Genomic DNA, 19,452 nt, shown 5'->3' with positions numbered 1-19,452 from the left:
AGTTGCTCGAATGCGGGCACGACGACGAATGCGGACGGCACCATGTAATCCGGCAGCCGCTGCCGCAGGTGCCCGCGTACCGCTGCGATCAGTTCGGCTTCGGGGTGCGACGAGCGCAGCCATGCGACGAGTCGCGCGCCATCGTCCGCACCGCGCAGTGCCACGACGGCGGCCTCGACCAGCGGATGCGATGCCAGCGCCGCCTCGATTTCACCGGGTTCGATGCGCAGGCCGCGCAGCTTGATCTGGTGGTCGATGCGGCCGAGGAATTCGATGTTGCCGTCGGGCCGGTAGCGCGCGAGATCGCCGGTGCGGTAGAGGCGTGCATGCGGATCGGCGGAGAACGGATCGGTGATGAACTTTTCGGCGCTCAGTTCGGGTTCGCCATGGTAGCCGCGCCCGACCGGCGTGCCGCCGATCAGCAGCTCGCCCGCCACGCCGACCGGCACGGGCTGCAGCTGCGCGTCCACGATGTAGAGGCGCGTATTGGCGATGGGCCGGCCGATCGGCACGATGCGGTGCGGGTCGTCGCGCCGGCATTCCCATGCGGTCACGTCGACGGCGGCCTCGGTGGGGCCGTAGAGGTTGAACAGCCTGACGTCCAGGCGCGCAAGGCAACGCTGCTGCAGGTCGAATGGCAGGGCCTCGCCGCTGCACACGACGCGGCGCAGCGACGTGCAGTGCGCGTCGAGGTCCGGATGATCGAGAAAGGCGCGCAGCATGGACGGCACGAAATGGACCGTGGTGATCCGTTCGCGCTCGATGAGTTCGACCAGGTAGTCGGTCTCGCGCTGGCCGCCGGGCCGGGCGAACACGAGGCGCGCGCCGGTGACGAGCGGCCAGAAGAATTCCCAGACCGACACGTCGAAGCTGAACGGGGTCTTCTGCAGCACGGCATCGTCGGCGCCGAGCGTGTACGCGTGTTGCATCCACAGGATGCGGTTGGTGATGGCGCGATGGGTGTTGAGCGCGCCCTTGGGCCTGCCGGTCGAACCGGAGGTGTAGATCATGTAGGCGAGGTTCTCGCCGCTCAGCGCGGGCGCGGGGTTGGACGCGGGCGCGGCATCGAGGTCGAGCGTGTCGCGATCGACGACGATCACGCGGGCGTCGGTGTCGGGCAGCACGTCAAGCAGATGCTGCTGGGTGAGGAGCCAGCGCAGCTGCGCGTTGTCGATCATGAAGCGCACGCGCTCGGCGGGGTACTCGGGGTCGACGGGGACGTAAGCGCCGCCGGCCTTGAGGATCGCGAGCAGGGCGACGATCATGTCGAGCGAGCGTTCCATCGCGACGCCGACGAGGGCATCGGGGGCAACGCCGAGCTCGATGAGCCGGTGGGCGAGGCGATTGGCGCGCAGGTTGAGTTCGGCGTAGGTGAGCGCGAGGTCGTCGTAGACGGCGGCGACGGCATCGGGCGTGCGCTCGACCTGCTGTTCGAACAACCGGTGCAGCGGTTGCGCGGCGGCCTCGCCGAAATCCGTCTCGGTCCGGTTCCATTCGATGGTCAGCAGGTTCCGCTCCGCCTCGCTCGTCAGCGGTAGCCGCGCAACGGCGGCCGACGCATCGTCCGCGACACACGTCAGCAAGGTCCGGTAGAACCCGAGGAAACGTTGCACCGTGCTCTCGTCGAACAGATCGCTGTTGTAGTCGCAGTCGATCAGGAGTGCCTGCCCCGCGTCGAGGACGTTGACGTTCAGATCGAACGCGGTATGGCGGATCAGCGGCGTGACCAGGCCGACCGTCAGGCCGGGCAGTTCGGGCAGCGCCGACACGGGTTCCAGATTGAAGACGACCGACACCAGCGGGGCGGCGTTGAGATCGCGCTGCGCGCCGATTTCGCGGACCAGTTCGGCGAACGGGAAATCCTGGTGCTCGAGCGCGTCGAGCAGGTTCTGGCGGGTGCCCGCCAGGAAGCCGGCCACGGTGGCCTGCTCCGGCAGCGTGGAGCGCAACGGCAGCAGATGCGTGCAATAGCCGGCGAGGCGATCGCTGCCGGCCACGGAGCGGCCGGTCACCGGGATGCCGGTGACGATCTCCTGCTGGCCGGCGATGCGGTGCAGGAACAGATTGAAGCCCGCGAGCAGCATCATGTAGAGCGTGCAGCCGTTCTGACGAGCGGCGGTGCGCAGCGACGCGGCCTCGGCCGCGTCCAGATGCAGGGACACGCGCGCGCCATGAAACGTCTTCACCGCGGGCCGGGGGTAATCCAGCGGAAGATTCAGCGGTTCGGCCTGGCGCGCGCATTGCGCCAGCCAGTACGCGCGATTCGCCTTCGTTTCCGGGCTGTGGCGCTGGCCGTCGAGCTGCTTCAGGTACTCGCGGAACTGCAGCGGCGCCGCGGCCGGTGCAGCACCGGCATAAGCGCGGGCGAGATCCTCGAGCAGGACGCCGAACGTCGAGCCGTCACAGATGATGTGATGGGCCGTCATCACCAGCAGGTGACGCGTGCTGTCCAGGCGCACGAGCGCGGCGCGAAAGAGCGGACCGTTCACGAGGTCGAACGGCTGGCGGCTTTCGTGGTCGCGCCACGCGTCCTGGTTCGTGTCGATCAGCGGAATCTGAAGCGTCAGCGACGGATGCACGATCTGGCCCGACCCGTCCGGCGTCAGCGTGGTGCGCAGCGCTTCGTGCCGGTCGACGAGACCCTGCACGGCCGCGCGCATGGCGGCCTCGTCGAGGCGGCCATTCAGTTCGAGGGTGGTGTTGACGTTGTAGGCCAGCGATCCTTCGGGATCGACTTCCGACAGGATCCACAGCTGGCGTTGCGCTTCGCTCAGCGCGGCCACCGTGCCGTGCTTCGAGTGAGGCCGGATGAAACCGCCCCGGCGCAGGTCGGCGACGCTGTCCTTCACCGCCCGGATGAACCGGTCGATATCGGCTTCCGTATGCGCGGTGGAGAGGAAGCAGGTGCGCCACTCCCAGATGTAGATGCCCTTTTCGAGCATGTGATAGAAGAACAGGTCGAGGTTCTCGGTGAATTCGAAGCGGAACATCGAGCCGAACCACGTCACCTTGATCGGCGCCTCGGCCTCCGCGAAAAACGCATTCAACGTTTCGGCGATTTGCGCGGTCCGTTCGTTGAGCGCGGCCTGCAGCGCCGGCCCCTCCTGTTCGATCTTCTCCAGCACGGCCAGCGCGGCCGCCATCGCGAGCGGATACTGGCAGAAGGTGCCGCCGAACGCGGTGCGGTCGGCCGCGGGGAACGAGTGGTCGCCGTAGGTCCACATGCCGCCGTCGATGGCGTCCATGAAGCGGCTGGAACCGGCGATGACACCCAGCGGCAGGCCGCCGCCGATGATCTTGCCGTACGTCGCGAGATCGGCCCGGACCCCGAACATGGCCTGCGAGCCGCCCGGATGGACGCGGAAGCCGGTGATCATTTCGTCGAAGATCAGCGCGATTCCGGCCTCCTCGGTGATGCGGCGCAACTCCTTGAGGAACGCAACGGGCTGCAGGGACGGGTTGCGGCTCTGCACCGGCTCCACCATCACGGCGGCGAGGGTCGACGCCATCCCGCGAATGGCGTCGAGCGCGGCGTCGCTGCCGTAGTCGAGCAGGACCATGTTCTCGACCGAACCGAACGGCACGCCGGGGGCGATGGTTTCCGTCACGCCTTCCGCGTTTGCCGCGGCGAGCGTGCCGTCGGCATGGCCGTGATACGAATGCGTGAACATCACGATCTTGTCGCGACCGGTCACGGCACGCGCGAGCCGCATCGCGGTCATGACCGCCTCGGTGCCGGTGTTCGAGAAAGCCACGCGATCGAGACCGGTGACGCGCGCAAAGCGCGCGGCCACTTCGCCGACGAGGCTCGAGCGCGCGCCCAGTTCGAGCGGACGTTGCCACTCGCGGGTGACCTGGTGCTGGATGAAGTCCGGCGTGTGGCCGAACAGATGCACGCCGAAGCCCATCGTGAAATCGATGTACTCGTTGCCGTCGATATCCCACAGCCGCGAACCGGCCGCGCGATCGCCGACGATCGGATACAGCATCTCCTTGGTCGAAAACCGGAAGCCGACCGTGGCGCGGCTGTCGGCCAGCACCGGGCGGGACGCCTGCACCGATTCCTTCGATTTCCGGGTGCGCGTCGTGTAACGCACGATCAGCGCTTCGAGATGCTCCTGCTGCACGGCGGACAAGCCACGCGCCCGCTGTTCGACCGGGCTGCCCCACGGCATCATCGGCTTGGACGGCCGATTGTCCGCCGCGGCCGCGGCCGCAGTTGCAGGCGCGGGCTTCGTTGCGGGCCCGGCGGCCTTCGGTGTGACGTTGGCGACGTTGGCGACGCTCGCAGCGCTCGCGACGGCTTGCGCGGCGATCGTTGTCGGCCGGACGCCGGCCTGGCCGGTCAGCGACGTGCGCAGCAATTCCATCTGCTGACCCATGACGCGGGACAGCAACTGATTCTGCTCCCGCAATACCCGCTCGACCGTGGAGCCGCCTTCGGCCGCCACCCATTCCGTCGGGGCGGCGGCGAGCGGCGCGAGCGCCTCCCCGGACGGCGCGACCGCCACCGCGGACAGCCCGGCTTCGGCCGTGGCCTCGGGCTCGGCCGGCGCGGCAACCGCCGGCAGATTGTCCGCGACGTACTCGGCGAGCGCCTGCACCGTCGCCAGGTCTTCGAAGAAGCGGCGCATGACCAGCTTCACGCCGTACTGTTTCTCGATGTGTCGGATGGCCTCGATCAGCACGATCGAGTCGGCGCCCATCTCCAGGAACGGCAGGTCGATGTTGATGGTGGCGGGATCGGCCTGGATCAATTCGCCGATCTTGCCGCGAAGCCATTCGAGAACCTCGCCGCTACGGTTGTGCGTCGGGGTTGCAGCGATGGGTGATGCGCTTGTCTGAGTCATGGACATGTCCGCTTTCTGGAACCAGGTACGGCTGCGTTGGAAGGGATAGGACGGCAATGCGACGCGCGTGGGCGCGGGTGTTTCGGTAGGGGCCCAGTCGACATCGACGCCGCGCGCATAAAGGCTCGACAGCGTTTCGACCAGCGCTTGCTGCTCGACTTGCGGCCGCTGCAGCGCAAGGAACTGGATCCCGGCGTCCGGCGCACAGCACGCGCGGGCCAGGTTGACGAGCACCGGCTTGGGGCCGATTTCGACCAGCAGGTTGAACCCGGCTTCGGCGAGGCGCTCGACACTGCTCGCGAACTGCACCGGCTCCCGGCAGTGACGGCGCCAGTACGCATCGGTGGGCGCCTCGTCCATCACGGCACCCGTGAGATTCGAATAGAACGGAATCGCCGGGCACGTGACGCGCACCGCTTTCGCGACGGCCTGGAAGCTGTCCAGCATCGGCTCGACCAGCGGCGAGTGGAACGCGTGCGAGGTATTGAGCAGCACGGACCGGATGTCCAGCACAGCAAACGCGTCGACCAGTGTCGCGATGCGCTCGCGCTTGCCGGAGATCACGATGCTGGCCGGACCGTTGACGGCCGCCACCGCGACCTCGTGCGGCCAGGCTTCGATCGCGCGCTCGACCGTGGCGAGGTCGGTGAAGATGGCCGCCATCTCGCCGTCGCGGGGCAACGCCTGCATCAGCCGGCCGCGTTCGGCGATCAGCCGCAGGCCGTCTTCCGGCAAGAAGACGCCGGCCGCGCAAGCCGCTGCGTACTCGCCGACGCTGTGTCCCATCACGGCGTCGGGCACCACGCCGAACGACGCCAGCAACGTGGTGAGCGCGAACTGCAGCGAGAACAGGGCCGGCTGGCTGTAGCCGGTCTGGTGGATATCGTCGTTCTGAGCCGACAGCACCTCGAGCAACGGTTTGTCGAGCAGCGGATCGGCCACCGCACGGCAGCGGTCGATGGCGTCGCGGAAAACCGGATAGGCGTCGTACAGACGGCGGCCCATGCCGGCGTATTGCGAGCCCTGACCGGTGAACAGGAACGCCATCTTCACCCGCGGGGGCTGCGCCGCGTCGGCCGGTTCCTTCGCCTGGAACGCGCGCAGCTTTTCGATGGCGTCCTCGAGCGACGTCACCGGCAGCGCCAGCCGATGCGCGAAATGCGAGCGGCCGGTCGATGCCGAAAAGGCCACGGCCGCGATATCGAGACCGGGTTCGGCTTCGAGCCGCCGCTGATAGCGCCGGCCAAGCTCGCGCAATGCCGCCGGCGTCTTGGCCGACAGGACCAGCGGATGCACCTTGTGCTTCGACGGCGTCGCCTGCCGCACCGGCGCGGGCGCTTCTTCCAGCACCAGGTGCGCATTGGTGCCGCTCGCGCCGAACGCGCTGACGCCGGCGCGCCGTGGCCGCTCGCCGCGCGGCCACGCGCTCGCCTCGGCGCAGACCTCGATCGGCAGCGCGTCCCACTGCACCAGCGGGCTCGGCTGGCGGAAATGCAGGTGGGCGGGAATGCGGTCGTGGTTCAGCGACAGCACGACCTTGATGACCCCCGCGATGCCGGCGGCGGATTCCGTGTGGCCGATGTTGGTTTTCACCGAGCCGATGCGCAGCCGCCGGCCGTCGCCGCGGTCGGCGCCTAACACCGTCGCCAGCGCCTGCACCTCGACGGGATCGCCCAGCGGCGTGCCGGTGCCGTGCGCTTCCACGTAATCGATGGATGCGGCGGGAAGCCCGCCCAGCGCCTGGCGGATGACGGCTTCCTGCGCGCGGCCGTTCGGCGCGGTAAAGCCGCTCGACGCACCGTCGTGGTTGACGGCCGATCCGCGGAGCACGGCCAGCACGCGATCGCCCGCGGCGAGCGCATCGGACAGGCGCTTGAGCACCAGCGCGCCGCAGCCTTCGCTGCGCACGAAGCCGTCCGCCGCCGCGTCGAAGGTCTTGCAGCGGCCGTCCGGCGCCAGCGCCCGCGTGCGCGAGACGGCGATCGAGTTGTCCGGCGACAGGATCAGGTTGACGCCGCCCGCGATCGCGAGATCACACTCGCCGCTGCGCAGATTCTGGCTGGCGGTATGGATCGCGGTGAGCGACGACGAGCAGGCGGTGTCGATCGCCATGCTCGGCCCCTGCACACCGAGCCCGTAGGAGATGCGGCCGGCCGCCGTGTTGAGCGGATTGCCGGTGAAGAAATAGCCGTCGATGCCGCTGCCGCCGCCGTTGCGAAGCTGCAGATTCGCGTAATCGTTGGTGGTGATGCCGACGAAGACGCCGGTCCGGCTGCCCTTGAGACTGTCGACGGGAATGCCGGCGTGCTCCAGCGCTTCGTGACTGACTTCGAGCAACAGGCGCTGCTGCGGGTCCATCGCGGCCGCTTCGCGCGGCGTGATCCGGAAAAATGCCGGATCGAACTGATCGACGTCTTCGAGAAAACCGCCGAAGCGGCAAACCATCCGGCCCGGCGTTTCCGGATCGGGATCGTAGTACGCGTCGACATCCCAGCGCTCGCGCGGCACTTCGGAAATCGCATCCACGCCGTCGTTCAGCAGCCGCCAGTAGGCGTCGAGATCGCGCGCGGCGCCCGGAAACCGGCAGCTCATGCCGACGATCGCGATCGGTTCCGGCGTGCCGGCCTCGCGGGCCTCGATGGCCGGCGCGATCGGCCGCGGCTGCGGCGGCACGGCCTGCGCCGGTGCCGCGTGCGCGTCCGGCGAAGTGCCGGACGATTGCTCCGCGAGGAAATCCGCGAGGGCATTGACCGTCGGATGGTCGAACAACAGCGCGACCGACAACGGGATGCCAAGCACTTTCTCGAGCTGCGTGCGCACATCCAGCGCCATCAGCGAATCCATGCCCATCTCGAAGAAGCCGAGGTCGCGGTCCAGCGTCGCCGCGCCGAAGCCGAGCACCTGGGCAACCGCGCGATCGATGCTGTCCGCCAGCAGGCGCTTTCGCTCGCGGGGTGATGCGTCGCTCAACGCCGGCATCGCCAGCGCGCCTGACGGGGCTCCGGCCACCCGCACGCGATCGAGGAACGGCTTGGGTCCGCGCGCCTCGTAGGAGCCCTGGAACAGCGCCAGGTCGATATCGACGACCGCGATCTGGGGCACCGCGGGGAGACGATCCAGCACGTCGAGCGCGCGATCCGCCGCCAGCGAGCGGATACCGACACGGCGCAGCAGCGCTTCCGCGTCAGGGAACGTCATGCCGCCCTGCGCCCACGGCCCCCAGTTCACGCTCAGGGCCGGCAGGCCCAGGCCGCGGCGATGATGCGCGAGCGCGTCGAGGAATCGGTTCGCGGCACTGTAGTGCGCCTGGTCGCGCGAACCCCACGCGGACGCGATCGACGAAAACAGGATGAAGAAATCGAGCGGGAACGGTTCGCTGTGCTGATGAAGCAGCCAGGCGCCCGCGACCTTCGGTTGCAGGACAGCTTCCAGTTCCTCGCGCTCGACCTGCATCAGCGGCTTGTAGCCGACGATGCCGGCCGCGTGCACGATGCCCCGCAGCGGCACGCCGTCGCGCCGGAGCGCGGCGAAGAAATCGGCGACCGCCACCGGATCGGCGATATCGAGGCGCTCGCAACGCACGGAAATGTTGCGCTCGCGCAGCTCGGCGATCGCCTGCTGGCTCTCGTCGCTGCGGGCCCCTTGTCGGCCGACGAGGATCAGCGTGCCTGCGCCGTGTGCCGCCAGCCACCGGGCGGTGTGCAGCCCGAGCGCGCCGAACCCGCCGGTGATCAGATAGGCCGCTTCCGGGTCGACCCGCAACGCGGCCGTTTCGGCTGGCGCGAGCGGGCTCAGGCGCGCGACATGGCGCACGTCGTGCCGCAACGCCACGAGCTCTTCACGGCTTTCACCGAGGATTTCCTGAAGCAGCGCCTGCGTCTCATCCTCCGGCGCGGCCGGATCGAGATCGATCGAGGTGCCGAACCATTCCGGATGCTCGATCATCGCCCCCCGCGCCAGGCCCGACAACGCAGCCTGTGCGAGCCCCGATACGCGGGGCGCTTCGCCGGCTTCCACCGCGTCGCGCGTGACCACCCAGATCCTGGGTCGGGTCGACGGCGCCCAATCGCGCGCGCTGCCGACCAACGCGTGCACGAGATGCAGCAGGGCGGTGGACATGCGCGACGCGCCGACGGCTTCGTCCAGCGCCCATAGAAACACGATGCGCTGGCCCGGCGCGGCGGTCTCGTTCAGCAAGCGGACGAAATGATCCGGCCGCTCGGGCGCGACTTGCCAGCCCGCTTCCGCGCCGCCGCCATGGTCGGGGCCGGGGCGCACCAGCGAGCAGGATGCGCCGCGCGCGCGCAGCAGGTCGGCGAACCGCTCGCCGACACCGCTTTCATCCGCGAAAATCAGCCACGGGGACGCGTCGGTGGCGAACCTGGCCTCCGGCAACGCGGCTTGCGGCTCCCATGCGACGTGATAGAGCGGGTGGGCGTTCGGGGCAGCGGTTCCGGCGGGAGCGAACGCAGTCTGAAGCAGGTCCGGAAAGGCGTTCAGCACGTCCTCGGCGTACTTGCCCGACGTCTTGAGGTGCCGCAACGCTTCCTCGATGCTGCCGGCATCCATGCCGACGATGGGCGACGGCGTTTTCTCCAGACCGAAGCGCTGCCGCTCGAACGGGTAGTTCGGCAGGGTCGTGGCGGGCTGGGCGGGCACCGGGAACAATGCGTTCCAGTCGAACTGCGCGCCCTGCACATACAGCGCCGCGAGTGCGCGCTCCAGTGCATCGCCGGCGCATGGCGGCGGCAGCCAGCCGTCGGCAAGCCCCTCCTGCGCGGGCGGCGCTTCGGCCTGCGCGTTGGCCTGCGCCTGGGCCTGATTCGACAACTCGGCAAGCTGCAACCAGTACTGCGGATGCGTTACCTCGTCGGTCAGCTCGGCGCCGAGACAGCCGGAAATCAGGCGGACCGAGGGCCGTGCGAGGGGCATGTCCTGAAGCGCCGCGCGCAAGGCGTCGGAATCCGACCGGGCTGCGACGAGGCGCAGCGCATCGGCAACGCTCATGACCCCCGCCACGCAGGCCGCGACATATTCTCCGACGCCGTGGCCCGACACGACGGACGGGCGGATGCCCCATGCCTTCCACAGTTCCGCCCACGCGAACTGGATCGCGAAGCGGCCCTCGTCGGTATCGAGTGCCGCCAGCGGCACCGAGCAACGCGCGAAGGCGTCGCGGAAAAGCGGTTCTGACGCGTGGAGTTCGCGTGCGACGCCGGTGTCCGGCGCACCGAACATGAAGCCGATGCGCAACGCCTTGCCGGTGCGTGCCGATGCCGCCGACGGTTCCCTCACGCCCGACACATAGGCCGCGCGAAACGGATAATGAGCCCGCCCAGTGGCGGCGGCCCGGCAGATGGCGGCCAGTTCCCGCGGCGTCGCGCCGGCGATCGCGCGCTCGTAGCGTTGTGCGAGCGCCGTGAGCGCCGCTTCGGACCGGGCCGACAGCAGCAGCAGCGTGCGCTGCGCGGCATGGGCCGGCGCGACGGGCGGTTCCTCGACGATCGCGTGCGCATTGGTGCCGCTGAATCCGAACGCGCTCACCCCGGCGATTCGCCTGCGTTCGCCGCGCCGCCAGGCGACTGGGTCGGCCGCCACGCGAATGGGGATGTCCTGCCACGGCGTATGCGGATTGGGCTGCGTGAAATGCAGATGCGCCGGGATCCTGTCGTGCTCGAACGACAGCAACACCTTGATCAGGCCGGCGATGCCGGAGGCCGACTCCAGATGCCCGATATTGGTCTTGACCGAACCGATCACGAGCGGCTCGGCCGCCTCGCGGCCGGGACCGTAGACGCCGGCCAGCGCCTCGACCTCGATCGGGTCGCCGAGGGACGTCCCCGTACCGTGGGCCTCGACATAGGAGATGTCGCCGGGCACGAGGCCGGCCTGATTCAGTGCGCGACGGATCACCCGTTCCTGCGAATCGCGGCTCGGCACGGTCAGCCCGCCGCCCGCACCGCCCTGATCGACCGCCGTGCCACGCACGATACCGAGCACGCGGTCGCCGTCGGCGAGCGCGTCGGACAGGCGCTTGAGCACCACCATGCCGCAACCTTCGCCGCGCACATAGCCGTCTGCCGCCGCGTCGAAGGTCTTGCACCGGCCGTCCGGCGACAGCATGCGCGCTTGCGAGAAACTGACCATCACCTCGGGCGAGAGCATCAGGTTGACGCCGCCTGCAAGCGCCATGTTGCTTTCGCGCGAGCGCAGGCTTTCGCAGGCCAGGTGCAGACAGACCAGCGACGACGAGCAGGCGGTATCGATCGCCATGCTCGGGCCGGTGAGGCCCAGCACGAACGACAAGCGGCCCGCGGCCATGTTCAGCGCGCTGCCCGTGCCGGCGTAGCTGCTCGACGGAGTCGCCGCGTTGGACACCTGGATCGCATGGTCGAAGCAGGTAATGCCGACATACACGCCCGTGGCGGATTGCCTGAAGCGTTCGGGCGGGAGATGGGCGTTTTCGAGCGCTTCCCAGGCCACTTCGAGCAGGAGCCTTTGCTGCGGGTCGAGGTAAGTGGCTTCGCGCGGCGCGATCCCGAAGAACGCCGCGTCGAATTCATCCACGCGTTCGAGAAACGCGCCGTGGCGGGTCGCCATCTTGCCGGGCGTGGACGGATCGGGGTCGTAATAGCGATCGATGTCCCAGCGTTCGCCCGGCACTTCGGCGACGGCATCGCGCGCGTGATCGAGCAATTGCCAGAACGCGGACGGCGTATCGCTGCGGCCGGGGAATCGGCAAGCCATGCCGATGACGGCGATCGGCTCGTTGCGGTCCGAACGCAGTGCCGCGATCTCCGCGCGCCGCAGGCGCAGTTCGTCGAGCGCGGCTTTCAGTGCATGCGTGGCCTTGGCGTTCATTGGGCGCCGATCTCCTGGGCGATCAGTTCGGAAAGGTCGTCCTCGTCGAGGTCGTCGGATGCTTCATCGACGACGGGCGCGGGGAGCGACGGCGACAGTTCGTTGAGAACGTACTGGGCGAGCGTTTGCAGGTTCGGATAGGAAAAGAACAGCGTCGCGCGAAACGGCCGTCCGAACACCTTGTTGAGGCGGTCGGTCAGTTCGAGCGCGACCAGCGAATCCAGGCCGAGATCGAGCAGCGATTGCTCGGCCGCAATGGCGTCGGGGCCGGACAGACGAAGGGTCTCGGCCAGCATCTTCGCGAGCGTGTCGGTGATGAGCTCGACCCGCTCGCGCGGCGCGCACGCATGCAGTTGGCGCAGCAATGCCGTCTCTTGCTGCGCAGGCTGCGCGGCCGGTTGCGCCAGCTCGGCAAACAGCGCCGACCCGGCGGCCGGCGCGTCGACCCGGAACAGGGTCGGCCAGTCGATCCGGGCCACCCCGGACTGGGCGACGCCGGACGCCATCAGCCGTTCCAGTGCCGCGATGGCCAGTTCGGGCGACAGCGTGCCGACGCCGAGCGCGGCCAGCTGTTCGTGCGCGCGCCGTCCATAGTCGGTGGCGGCGTGGCCGATCTCCGCCCACGGCCCCCAATTCACGCTGAGCCCCGGTTTTCCCTGCGCGCGCCGATGCTGTGCGAGGGCGTCGAGGAAGCTGTTCGCCGCCGCGTAGTTGCCCTGGCCCGGCATGGTGATCAGCGCGGCCATCGACGAGAACAGCACGAAATGATCAAGCGGCAGGTCGGCCGTCAGCTCGTGCAGATACCACGCGCCATCGGCCTTGCCGCTTCCGGCGCGATGGAAGGAATCGTCGTCCTGGCGCGTGAGCAGCGCATCGTCCAGCGCGCCGGCGAGGTGAAAGACCCCCTTGAGCGGCGGCATCGAATGCGCGATTTCACCGAGCGCTTGCGCGACGTCCTCGCGCCGCGACAGGTCGGCGCGAATGAACCGCGCGTCGAGCGTGCTCAGGATTTTCCCGGCCGCGGGGGAGGGCGCGCCGCGCCCGAGCAGCACGACCTTGCCGGCGCCGTTGGCGGCAAGCCAGGACGCGAGCCGCAGGCCGAGCCCGCCGAGCCCGCCGGTCACCAGATAGGTCGCGTCATGGTGGAACCTGATCGGACGGTGGCTGACGAATTCGCGGTTGTCGCGGGCGATACGCGCGACGTACCGCTGTCCGCTGCGAAACGCGACCATGTCTTCACGGCCGCCGGCCTGTATCGCCTGCACGATGTGCGCCGCCGACGGCTGCGCGGGATCGAGGTCGATGAGCCCGCCCCGCAGCGCCGCCTGCTCCACGGCGATCGCCCGGCCCAATCCCCACAGCGGGGCCTGCGCCACGGCGGTCGATTCGCCGTCCAGCACGTTCATCGCACCCGACGTCACCAGCCACAGACGCGCCTGCCGGGCCGCCGGTGCGCGTGACGCAAGCGCCCTGACCAGTTGCAGCACGCTCGCGCTGGCACGCCGTCTCGCCGCGATGTCGGCCGGCGCGAGATCGAGACTCCACAGGTGAACGATGCCCTTCAGCGGCCGGTCGAGCGCGGGCAGTTCCGGCGTCGCGTCGGCGAAGCGCAGCGTGCACGTATCGCCCGCGCTTTCCAGCAGGTCGGCCAGTTGCGCGCCGACGCCGCCGCGGTCCGCGAGAATCAGCCACTCGCCCTGCGCCGAAGCGCCGGTTGCCGCGTCGACGCTCGACGGTCTCCACACGCGCTGATAGAGCAGCGCGGACAAGTCGTGCCGCTCGACGGTGGGCCCGGAACGCACATGCTGCAACCGCAGCGCATCGATCTCGATCAGCAGTCGCCCGGCGAGGTCATGGACGCGGATATCGCCCTCCAGCGCGCCTTGCCCGATCGGCTTGCGCAGCGTGGCGTGACTCCACGCATCCGTTGACGACGGCGGCTGATGAACCCGTACCGCACCGATCGAACTGGGCAGGTACAGGTCGCCCGCCTCCAGCGCGGCCGGATCGATCGCGGCGGCGAGCACCCGGCTGCACGCGTCGAGAAAGGCGGGGTGCACCTGGTATTGCGACGATGCCAGCGCGTCGGCCGGCAGGCTGATTTTCCCGAGCGCCTCGCCGGCCGTGCGCCAGATCTGCTGGATCGCGTCGAACACGCCGTCGATCTGCACGCCGTGCTGCCGGACTTCGCCATTGAAGTCCGCGCCTGAAGTCGTTTCGATGCAGCGGGCCTGCACCGCGGCGGCATCGAATCTCGTCGGCGCGGCGGATTGCCTCGGGGCACACAGCTCCCGCAGCCGACGCAACTGCGGAAGATTGCCGAGGATCAGCTCGACCGGCGGACCGAAATCGAGCAGGCAGGCCACTTCGTCCACGCCGATCGACTCGAGATCGCGCACCAGGTCGACGCAGGTTTCCGGCGTGCCGATGAGGCCGCGCGATTGCGCGAAGCGTTCGTAGAGAAACTCGACGAACTCGTCCAGTTCGCGCGCGCCCATCGCGCGCACGTCCACCGACTGGCCGCGGCTCTGCGCCAGCCCGTTCAACAGCCCGATATTGCTGCGGATGTAGTTGCAGAACGGCGCACGCGCCTGCTCGCGCACCCGCGCCGCATCGTCGCCGACGAACGTGTGCAGCATCACGGACACGGTGCCGGCCGCCGGATCGAAGCCATGCGTTGCGCGCGCCGCGCGGTAGAGGGCGATCTTCTGCGCGAGCTGGTCCCGATCCTGGTCGAGCACGTGGGTCAGCAGGTTGGCGCCGACTTCACCGGCGCGCACGAAGGTCTGCGGATTGCTCGCGGCGGTCACCCAGACGGGCAGCTCCGGCTGCACCGGCGTCGGATAGATGCGCAACTGCACCGGCTTGCCGACGCCGTTGCGCGCATCCAGCGACCCGCCGCGCCACAGATGCTGGACGGCGCGCATCGTGGTCAGCATCTCATCCTGCCGGGTCGCATATTTGTCCGGGGCGAACACGAAGTCGTCCGGATTCCATCCGGATGCGAACGACACGCCCACGCGGCCGTTCGACAGGTTGTCCACCATGGACCACTCTTCCGCGATCCGGATCGGGTTGTGCAGCGCTGCGACCACGCTGCCCGCGACCAGCTTCACGCGCTGGGTGGCCGCGGCGAGCGCGGCGTGCAGGACAGCGGGATTCGGGTACAGCGAGCCGAATTCGGTGAAATGGCGCTCCGGCACCCAGACGCTGGAAAACCCGTTCGCATCGGCGAAACGGGCGCTTTCCATGACAAGCTGGTACTTGTTGCCGGACAACGCCTCTTCACTGCTGGCGAAGAACATCAGGCCGAATTTCATGCTTGGCTCCGATCCGATTCGTGAATTTCGGCACTCGCGCATATCTGCCATGACGCGGCGGCGCGGGTGTCCTCGATCCGGTGATAGACGGCAAACGAAAACGGTCCCCAGGACCGGCGGCTCAGTACGGTCTGCACGGTGCGCGATGCATGCGGATGCAACGGCAACGGCGCATGCAGTGCGAGGTCCTTCAACGTGGTATGACTGGCGGCGCCGATTTCCGACGTCGCCGCCAGCGCCATTTCCACATAGGCGGAATAGGGCAGCACGGGCGATCCCTTGACGCGATGACCGCTGAGAAAGGTGGTGGCCGGCGCGTCGAGACGCGACTGCCAGATCCACGTGGCCGGCGCATGTGCGTGCTGCTCCATGAGACGCCCGAGCAACGGATGCCGAGGCGCACGTGGACTGATCCAGAAGGCGCGGCGCTCGAACGGGTAGGTCGGCAGCGCGAGCCGGCGGCGCGGGGCGTCCTGCTCCACGGCATCCCAGTCGATGGACGCGCCACGTACGTAGAGCTCGGCGAGCGTGCGCAGGATCGTGTCCCACGCGGCCGTGTGCGCGCCGATTTCGATCACGATGCCGTGGCTTCCCGCCGCAGCGCCGTCCGGCGCCTGCGGCACGTCCGCAAACGCGGCCGCGGCGCGATGCCCGTCGCCCGTGCTGCTGACGGCGCCCGGCGTGATGCCGAAGGACATCCACAGTTGCGCGAGCGCGCGCTGGAATGCCGTGAACCCGGCTTCGGCGGAATCGACCCCGGGCGCCTCGGACACCTCCGGTTGCCGCTGCATCAGCGCGCCGAAAGCGGGGCTGGCCGAACGCAATTGCCGCACCGCCTCGTCGCTGCCGCCGTCGTCGGCGCAAAAGTGGAATGTCACCGCAGGCGGCGTTTCGGCGGGCTCGCCGGCCGAAACGGCATCCAGTTGCGAACGCAACGTATCGAGGCTCGATGCGACGATGGCCGCTCGCCGCGTGAAGTGGGTGCGCCCGGTATTTGCCGTGAACGCGACATCCCGCACACGGATCTCGGGATGGGCGTCGAGATACGCCGCATAGGACGCCGCCAGTGCTTGCAACGCTTCGGGGGTGCGCGCGGAGAGCGTCACGACGCGCGCCGCGGGCGCCGCCGGGTCGGCGTCGATCTCGCCGGGCCGTGGCGCTTCGGACAGGATCATGTGCGCGTTGGTGCCGCCGAAGCCGAACGAACTCACGCCGGCCATGCGCGGCCCGTGTTCCGAATGCCAGGGCGTGACCTGCTGCGGAATACGGAAGGGCGTGCCGTCGAGCGCGATTTCAGGATTGATCGACCGGAAATGGAGGTTCGGCGGAATGGCGCGATGGTGTAGCGCAAGGGCGGTCTTGATCAGGCTGGCGATGCCCGCCGCCGATTCCAGATGGCCGATGTTAGTCTTGACCGAACCGATCCAGCAGTGATCGTCCGGCCGACGGGATTCGCTCAGGACGGCCGCCAGCGCGTTCAATTCGATCGGATCTCCGAGCGGCGTTCCCGTACCGTGCGCTTCGACGAAGCCGATGTCCTGCGCGCGTACGCCGGCATCGTGCAGCGCACCGCGAATCACGGCCTGCTGGGCCGGGCCGTTCGGCGCGGTCAGGCCATTGCTGCGTCCATCCTGGTTCACCGCCGAGCCGCGGATCACGGCGAACACGGTGTCGCCGTGCTCGAGCGCATCGTCGAGACGCTTGAGCAGCACCATACCCGCACCTTCGCCGCGCACATAGCCGTTGGCTGCCGCATCGAACGCCTTGCATCGGCCATCCGGCGAAAGCATGCCCGCTTGCGTGAAGGAGTCGCTCAATTGCGGTGCCAGAATCAGGTTGACTCCGCCGGCCAGCGCGGCATCGGCCTCTCCACGCTGCAGCGCGCGACACGCGTGGTGAACCGCGACGAGCGAGGACGAACACGCGGTATCGACCGCCCAGCTCGGGCCGCGCAAATCGAGCGTGTAGGAAATGCGGTTGGCGGCGACGCTGAGCGCATTGCCGGTCGCGACATAAGGGCCGACATCCGCGACTTCTTCCTGCGCCAGACGGATGTAGTCCGAATTGCTGATGCCCACGATGACCGCGGTGCGTCCGCCGGCGAGACGCCGGGGCGCGATCCCCGCATGCTCGAGCGTCTCCCACGCAACCTCGAGAAGCAGGCGCTGTTGCGGATCCATCGATTCGGCTTCGCGGGCGCTGATGCCGAAGAACGCCGCATCGAACAGATCGACCTGGTCCAGCAGTCCGGTGGGCGGAAGGTCGCTGGCACGCTTCTTCGACGCGCCGACCGCGTCCCGGCCCTCCAGCAGAAGCTGCCAGAATGCGTCGGGATGACCGGCGCCGGGGAAACGGCATCCCATGCCGACGATCGCGATATCCGCGCGTGCTTCGGCGGAACCGGGCGCGTGGTCCGGCACGGCATTCCCGATACCGCTCAAATGGCGCGCCAGCAGGGCAATACTCGGAAAATCGTAGACGACGGTAGGCGAGACCGGCAGCCCGAGCCAGTCCTGCAACTCGCCCGAGAGCATGATGGCGTCCTTCGAATCGAGCCCGTAGATGCTGAACGGCGCGTCGGGGTCGATCTTGCCGGAAGCGATTCCCGACAGACGCGAGACACGCTCGACGCACCATTGCACCAGCGCTTGCGTGTCGCGTACCGCGGCCGTGGAGGGCGCGTACTCCGCGGAGAACGAACGCCGCCACTCGCCCGCGATCGCGAGCCCCTGTTCATCGAGGAATGCTTGCCGGATTCGGCTCCGCTGGATTTTTCCGCTGGACGTGCGCAGGATCGTGGCGGGCTTCAACAGGATCGCCGCATACAGATCGACGTCATGCTCTTCGGCGAGCTTGCGCCGGATCTCCGCGGCGACGGCTTCCGCGTCCAGCGTGTTGAGCGCTTCCCGGCGCACTTCACATGCGATAACGACCCGCTCCACGTCATCGACGTTGATCGAGAAAGCCGCCGACGCGTTGGGCGCCAGCGCGGGGTGGCTTCCCTCGGCGGATTGCTCGAGATCCTGCGGGTAGTGATTGCGCCCGGCGACGATGATGAGGTCTTTGAGACGGCCGGTGACGAAGAGGTTCTCGCCATCGACGAAGCCGAGATCGCCCGTGCGCAAGTAGTGCGCATCATCGCCATCCAGCTTCGCGCGAAAGGTGTGCTCCGTTTCCTCGACGCGGTTCCAGTAACCGACGCCGACGCTCGGGCCCGTCAACCAGATTTCGCCGATCCGGTCGGGCGGGCAGCGCTCACCGGTATCCGGATTCACGATCTGCAGGCGGTGCTCCGCCCAGGCCCGGCCGCATGAGACCAGCGCGTGGCGCTTGCCGCGGTCGCTTCTCGTCGCCACGCCTTGTGCCAGGCCGTCGGCGTCGTAGTCCGCCACGAGCGGCAGCGAGCGTGCCGGCTGACCGGAGATGAACAAGGTCGCCTCGGCCATGCCGTAGACCGGGCGCATGGTTTGCGCGTGGAAACCACATGCGGCGAAGGCGCGCGAAAAACGTGCCACCGACTCCGCGCGCACCGGTTCCGCGCCGTTGAATGCAACCCGCCAACTGCTCAGATCCAGCTGCGCGCGGGCTTCATCGGATATTTTGCGCGCGCACAGGTCGTACGCGAAATCCGGCGCGGCGCAGTGCGTGCCGCGATACTTCGTGATTGCCTGCAGCCAGCGGATGGGTTTCTGCACGAACGCCGCGGGCGCCATCAGCACCGCCAGCACGCCGAGATAGATCGGCAGCAGCACCTTCCCGAAGAAACCCATGTCGTGAAACACCGGGAGCCAACTGACGAACACCGTCGACGCATCGGCATCGCTCGCCTCGGCGATGACCGCCATATTGCTCAGGATGTTCGCGTGGCTGATCATCACGCCTTTGGGCGTACCGGTGGAGCCTGACGTGTATTGCAGAAGCGCCAGCGTCTGCGGCGTGATGTCCGGTGCGCGCCATTGTTCGGCCGGTGCGTCGAAGCCCTGGTCCGTCGCCAGGATCTTCAGTTCCAGCGTGTCGGAATAGCCATCCGCGCGATGCGCCATGCCGTCGAGCGTGGCTGCATCGGTCAGCGCGACGACCGGCCGGGCGTCGGCGACGATGGCCTTGAGACGATCGGCGGGACGATGCTTGCGCGGAGGATAGGCCGGCACGCCGATCAGGCCGGCGTACAGGCATCCCACCCATGCGCAGATGAATTCAAGGCCGGGCGGATAGACCAGCAGGACGCGATCGCCCGGTTGCGCCATGCCCTGCAGCCTGGCGGCGATGCCGCGAGCCCGTTTGTCCAGGTCGCCGAACGTGAGTCGAGCCCGCTCCGATTCGCCGTTCTCGAGAAAAATGAATGCCGTCTTCTCCGGTTCGACCTTGCCGCGAAATATGAAAATTTCTGTAACAGTCCTGAATTTTGTATCGGGAAGCAT

The 19,452-nt window shown here is 68.4% G+C and carries 3 protein-coding genes (1 of these 3 cut by a window edge); all 3 read right to left on the bottom strand.

Translation table 11 applies throughout. The features are described 5' to 3' along the window. Tightly spaced (each overlapping or abutting the next), the 3 genes in view from F3J14_RS14630 to F3J14_RS14620 form a layout consistent with a single transcriptional unit that may run on beyond the window. Window positions 1-11,711: the 5' portion of a non-ribosomal peptide synthetase/type I polyketide synthase gene (locus tag F3J14_RS14630; RefSeq protein WP_166723599.1), read on the bottom strand. The gene continues 1,714 nt to the left of window position 1, outside the view; only the first 11,711 of its 13,425 coding nucleotides appear in the window; it begins with the start codon at window positions 11,709-11,711; the stop codon falls past the left edge of the window. Further along, a complete protein-coding gene (locus F3J14_RS14625) occupies window positions 11,708-15,031 on the bottom strand; it encodes a type I polyketide synthase (protein ID WP_166723598.1) in 3,324 nt (1,107 codons plus the stop codon). The genes F3J14_RS14630 and F3J14_RS14625 overlap by 4 nt, the downstream gene beginning before the upstream one ends. Then, the gene (locus F3J14_RS14620) at window positions 15,028-19,452 is read right to left on the bottom strand and encodes a beta-ketoacyl synthase N-terminal-like domain-containing protein (protein ID WP_166723597.1); all 4,425 of its coding nucleotides are present in this window, start codon (window positions 19,450-19,452) and stop codon (window positions 15,028-15,030) included. The genes F3J14_RS14625 and F3J14_RS14620 overlap by 4 nt, the downstream gene beginning before the upstream one ends.

This window comes from Burkholderia sp. Tr-862 (genome assembly GCF_011753085.1).
Taxonomy (GTDB): Bacteria; Pseudomonadota; Gammaproteobacteria; order Burkholderiales; family Burkholderiaceae; genus Burkholderia; species Burkholderia ambifaria.
This window is presented reverse-complemented; position numbering and strand designations above follow the sequence as displayed.

Excerpts from the sequence above, each read along its gene's own strand:
- F3J14_RS14625 (WP_166723598.1), bottom strand. The coding sequence starts at position 15,031 with ATGAAATTCGGCCTGATGTTCTTCGCCAGCAGTGAAGAGGCGTTGTCC.
- F3J14_RS14620 (WP_166723597.1), bottom strand. The coding sequence starts at position 19,452 with ATGCTTCCCGATACAAAATTCAGGACTGTTACAGAAATTTTCATATTT.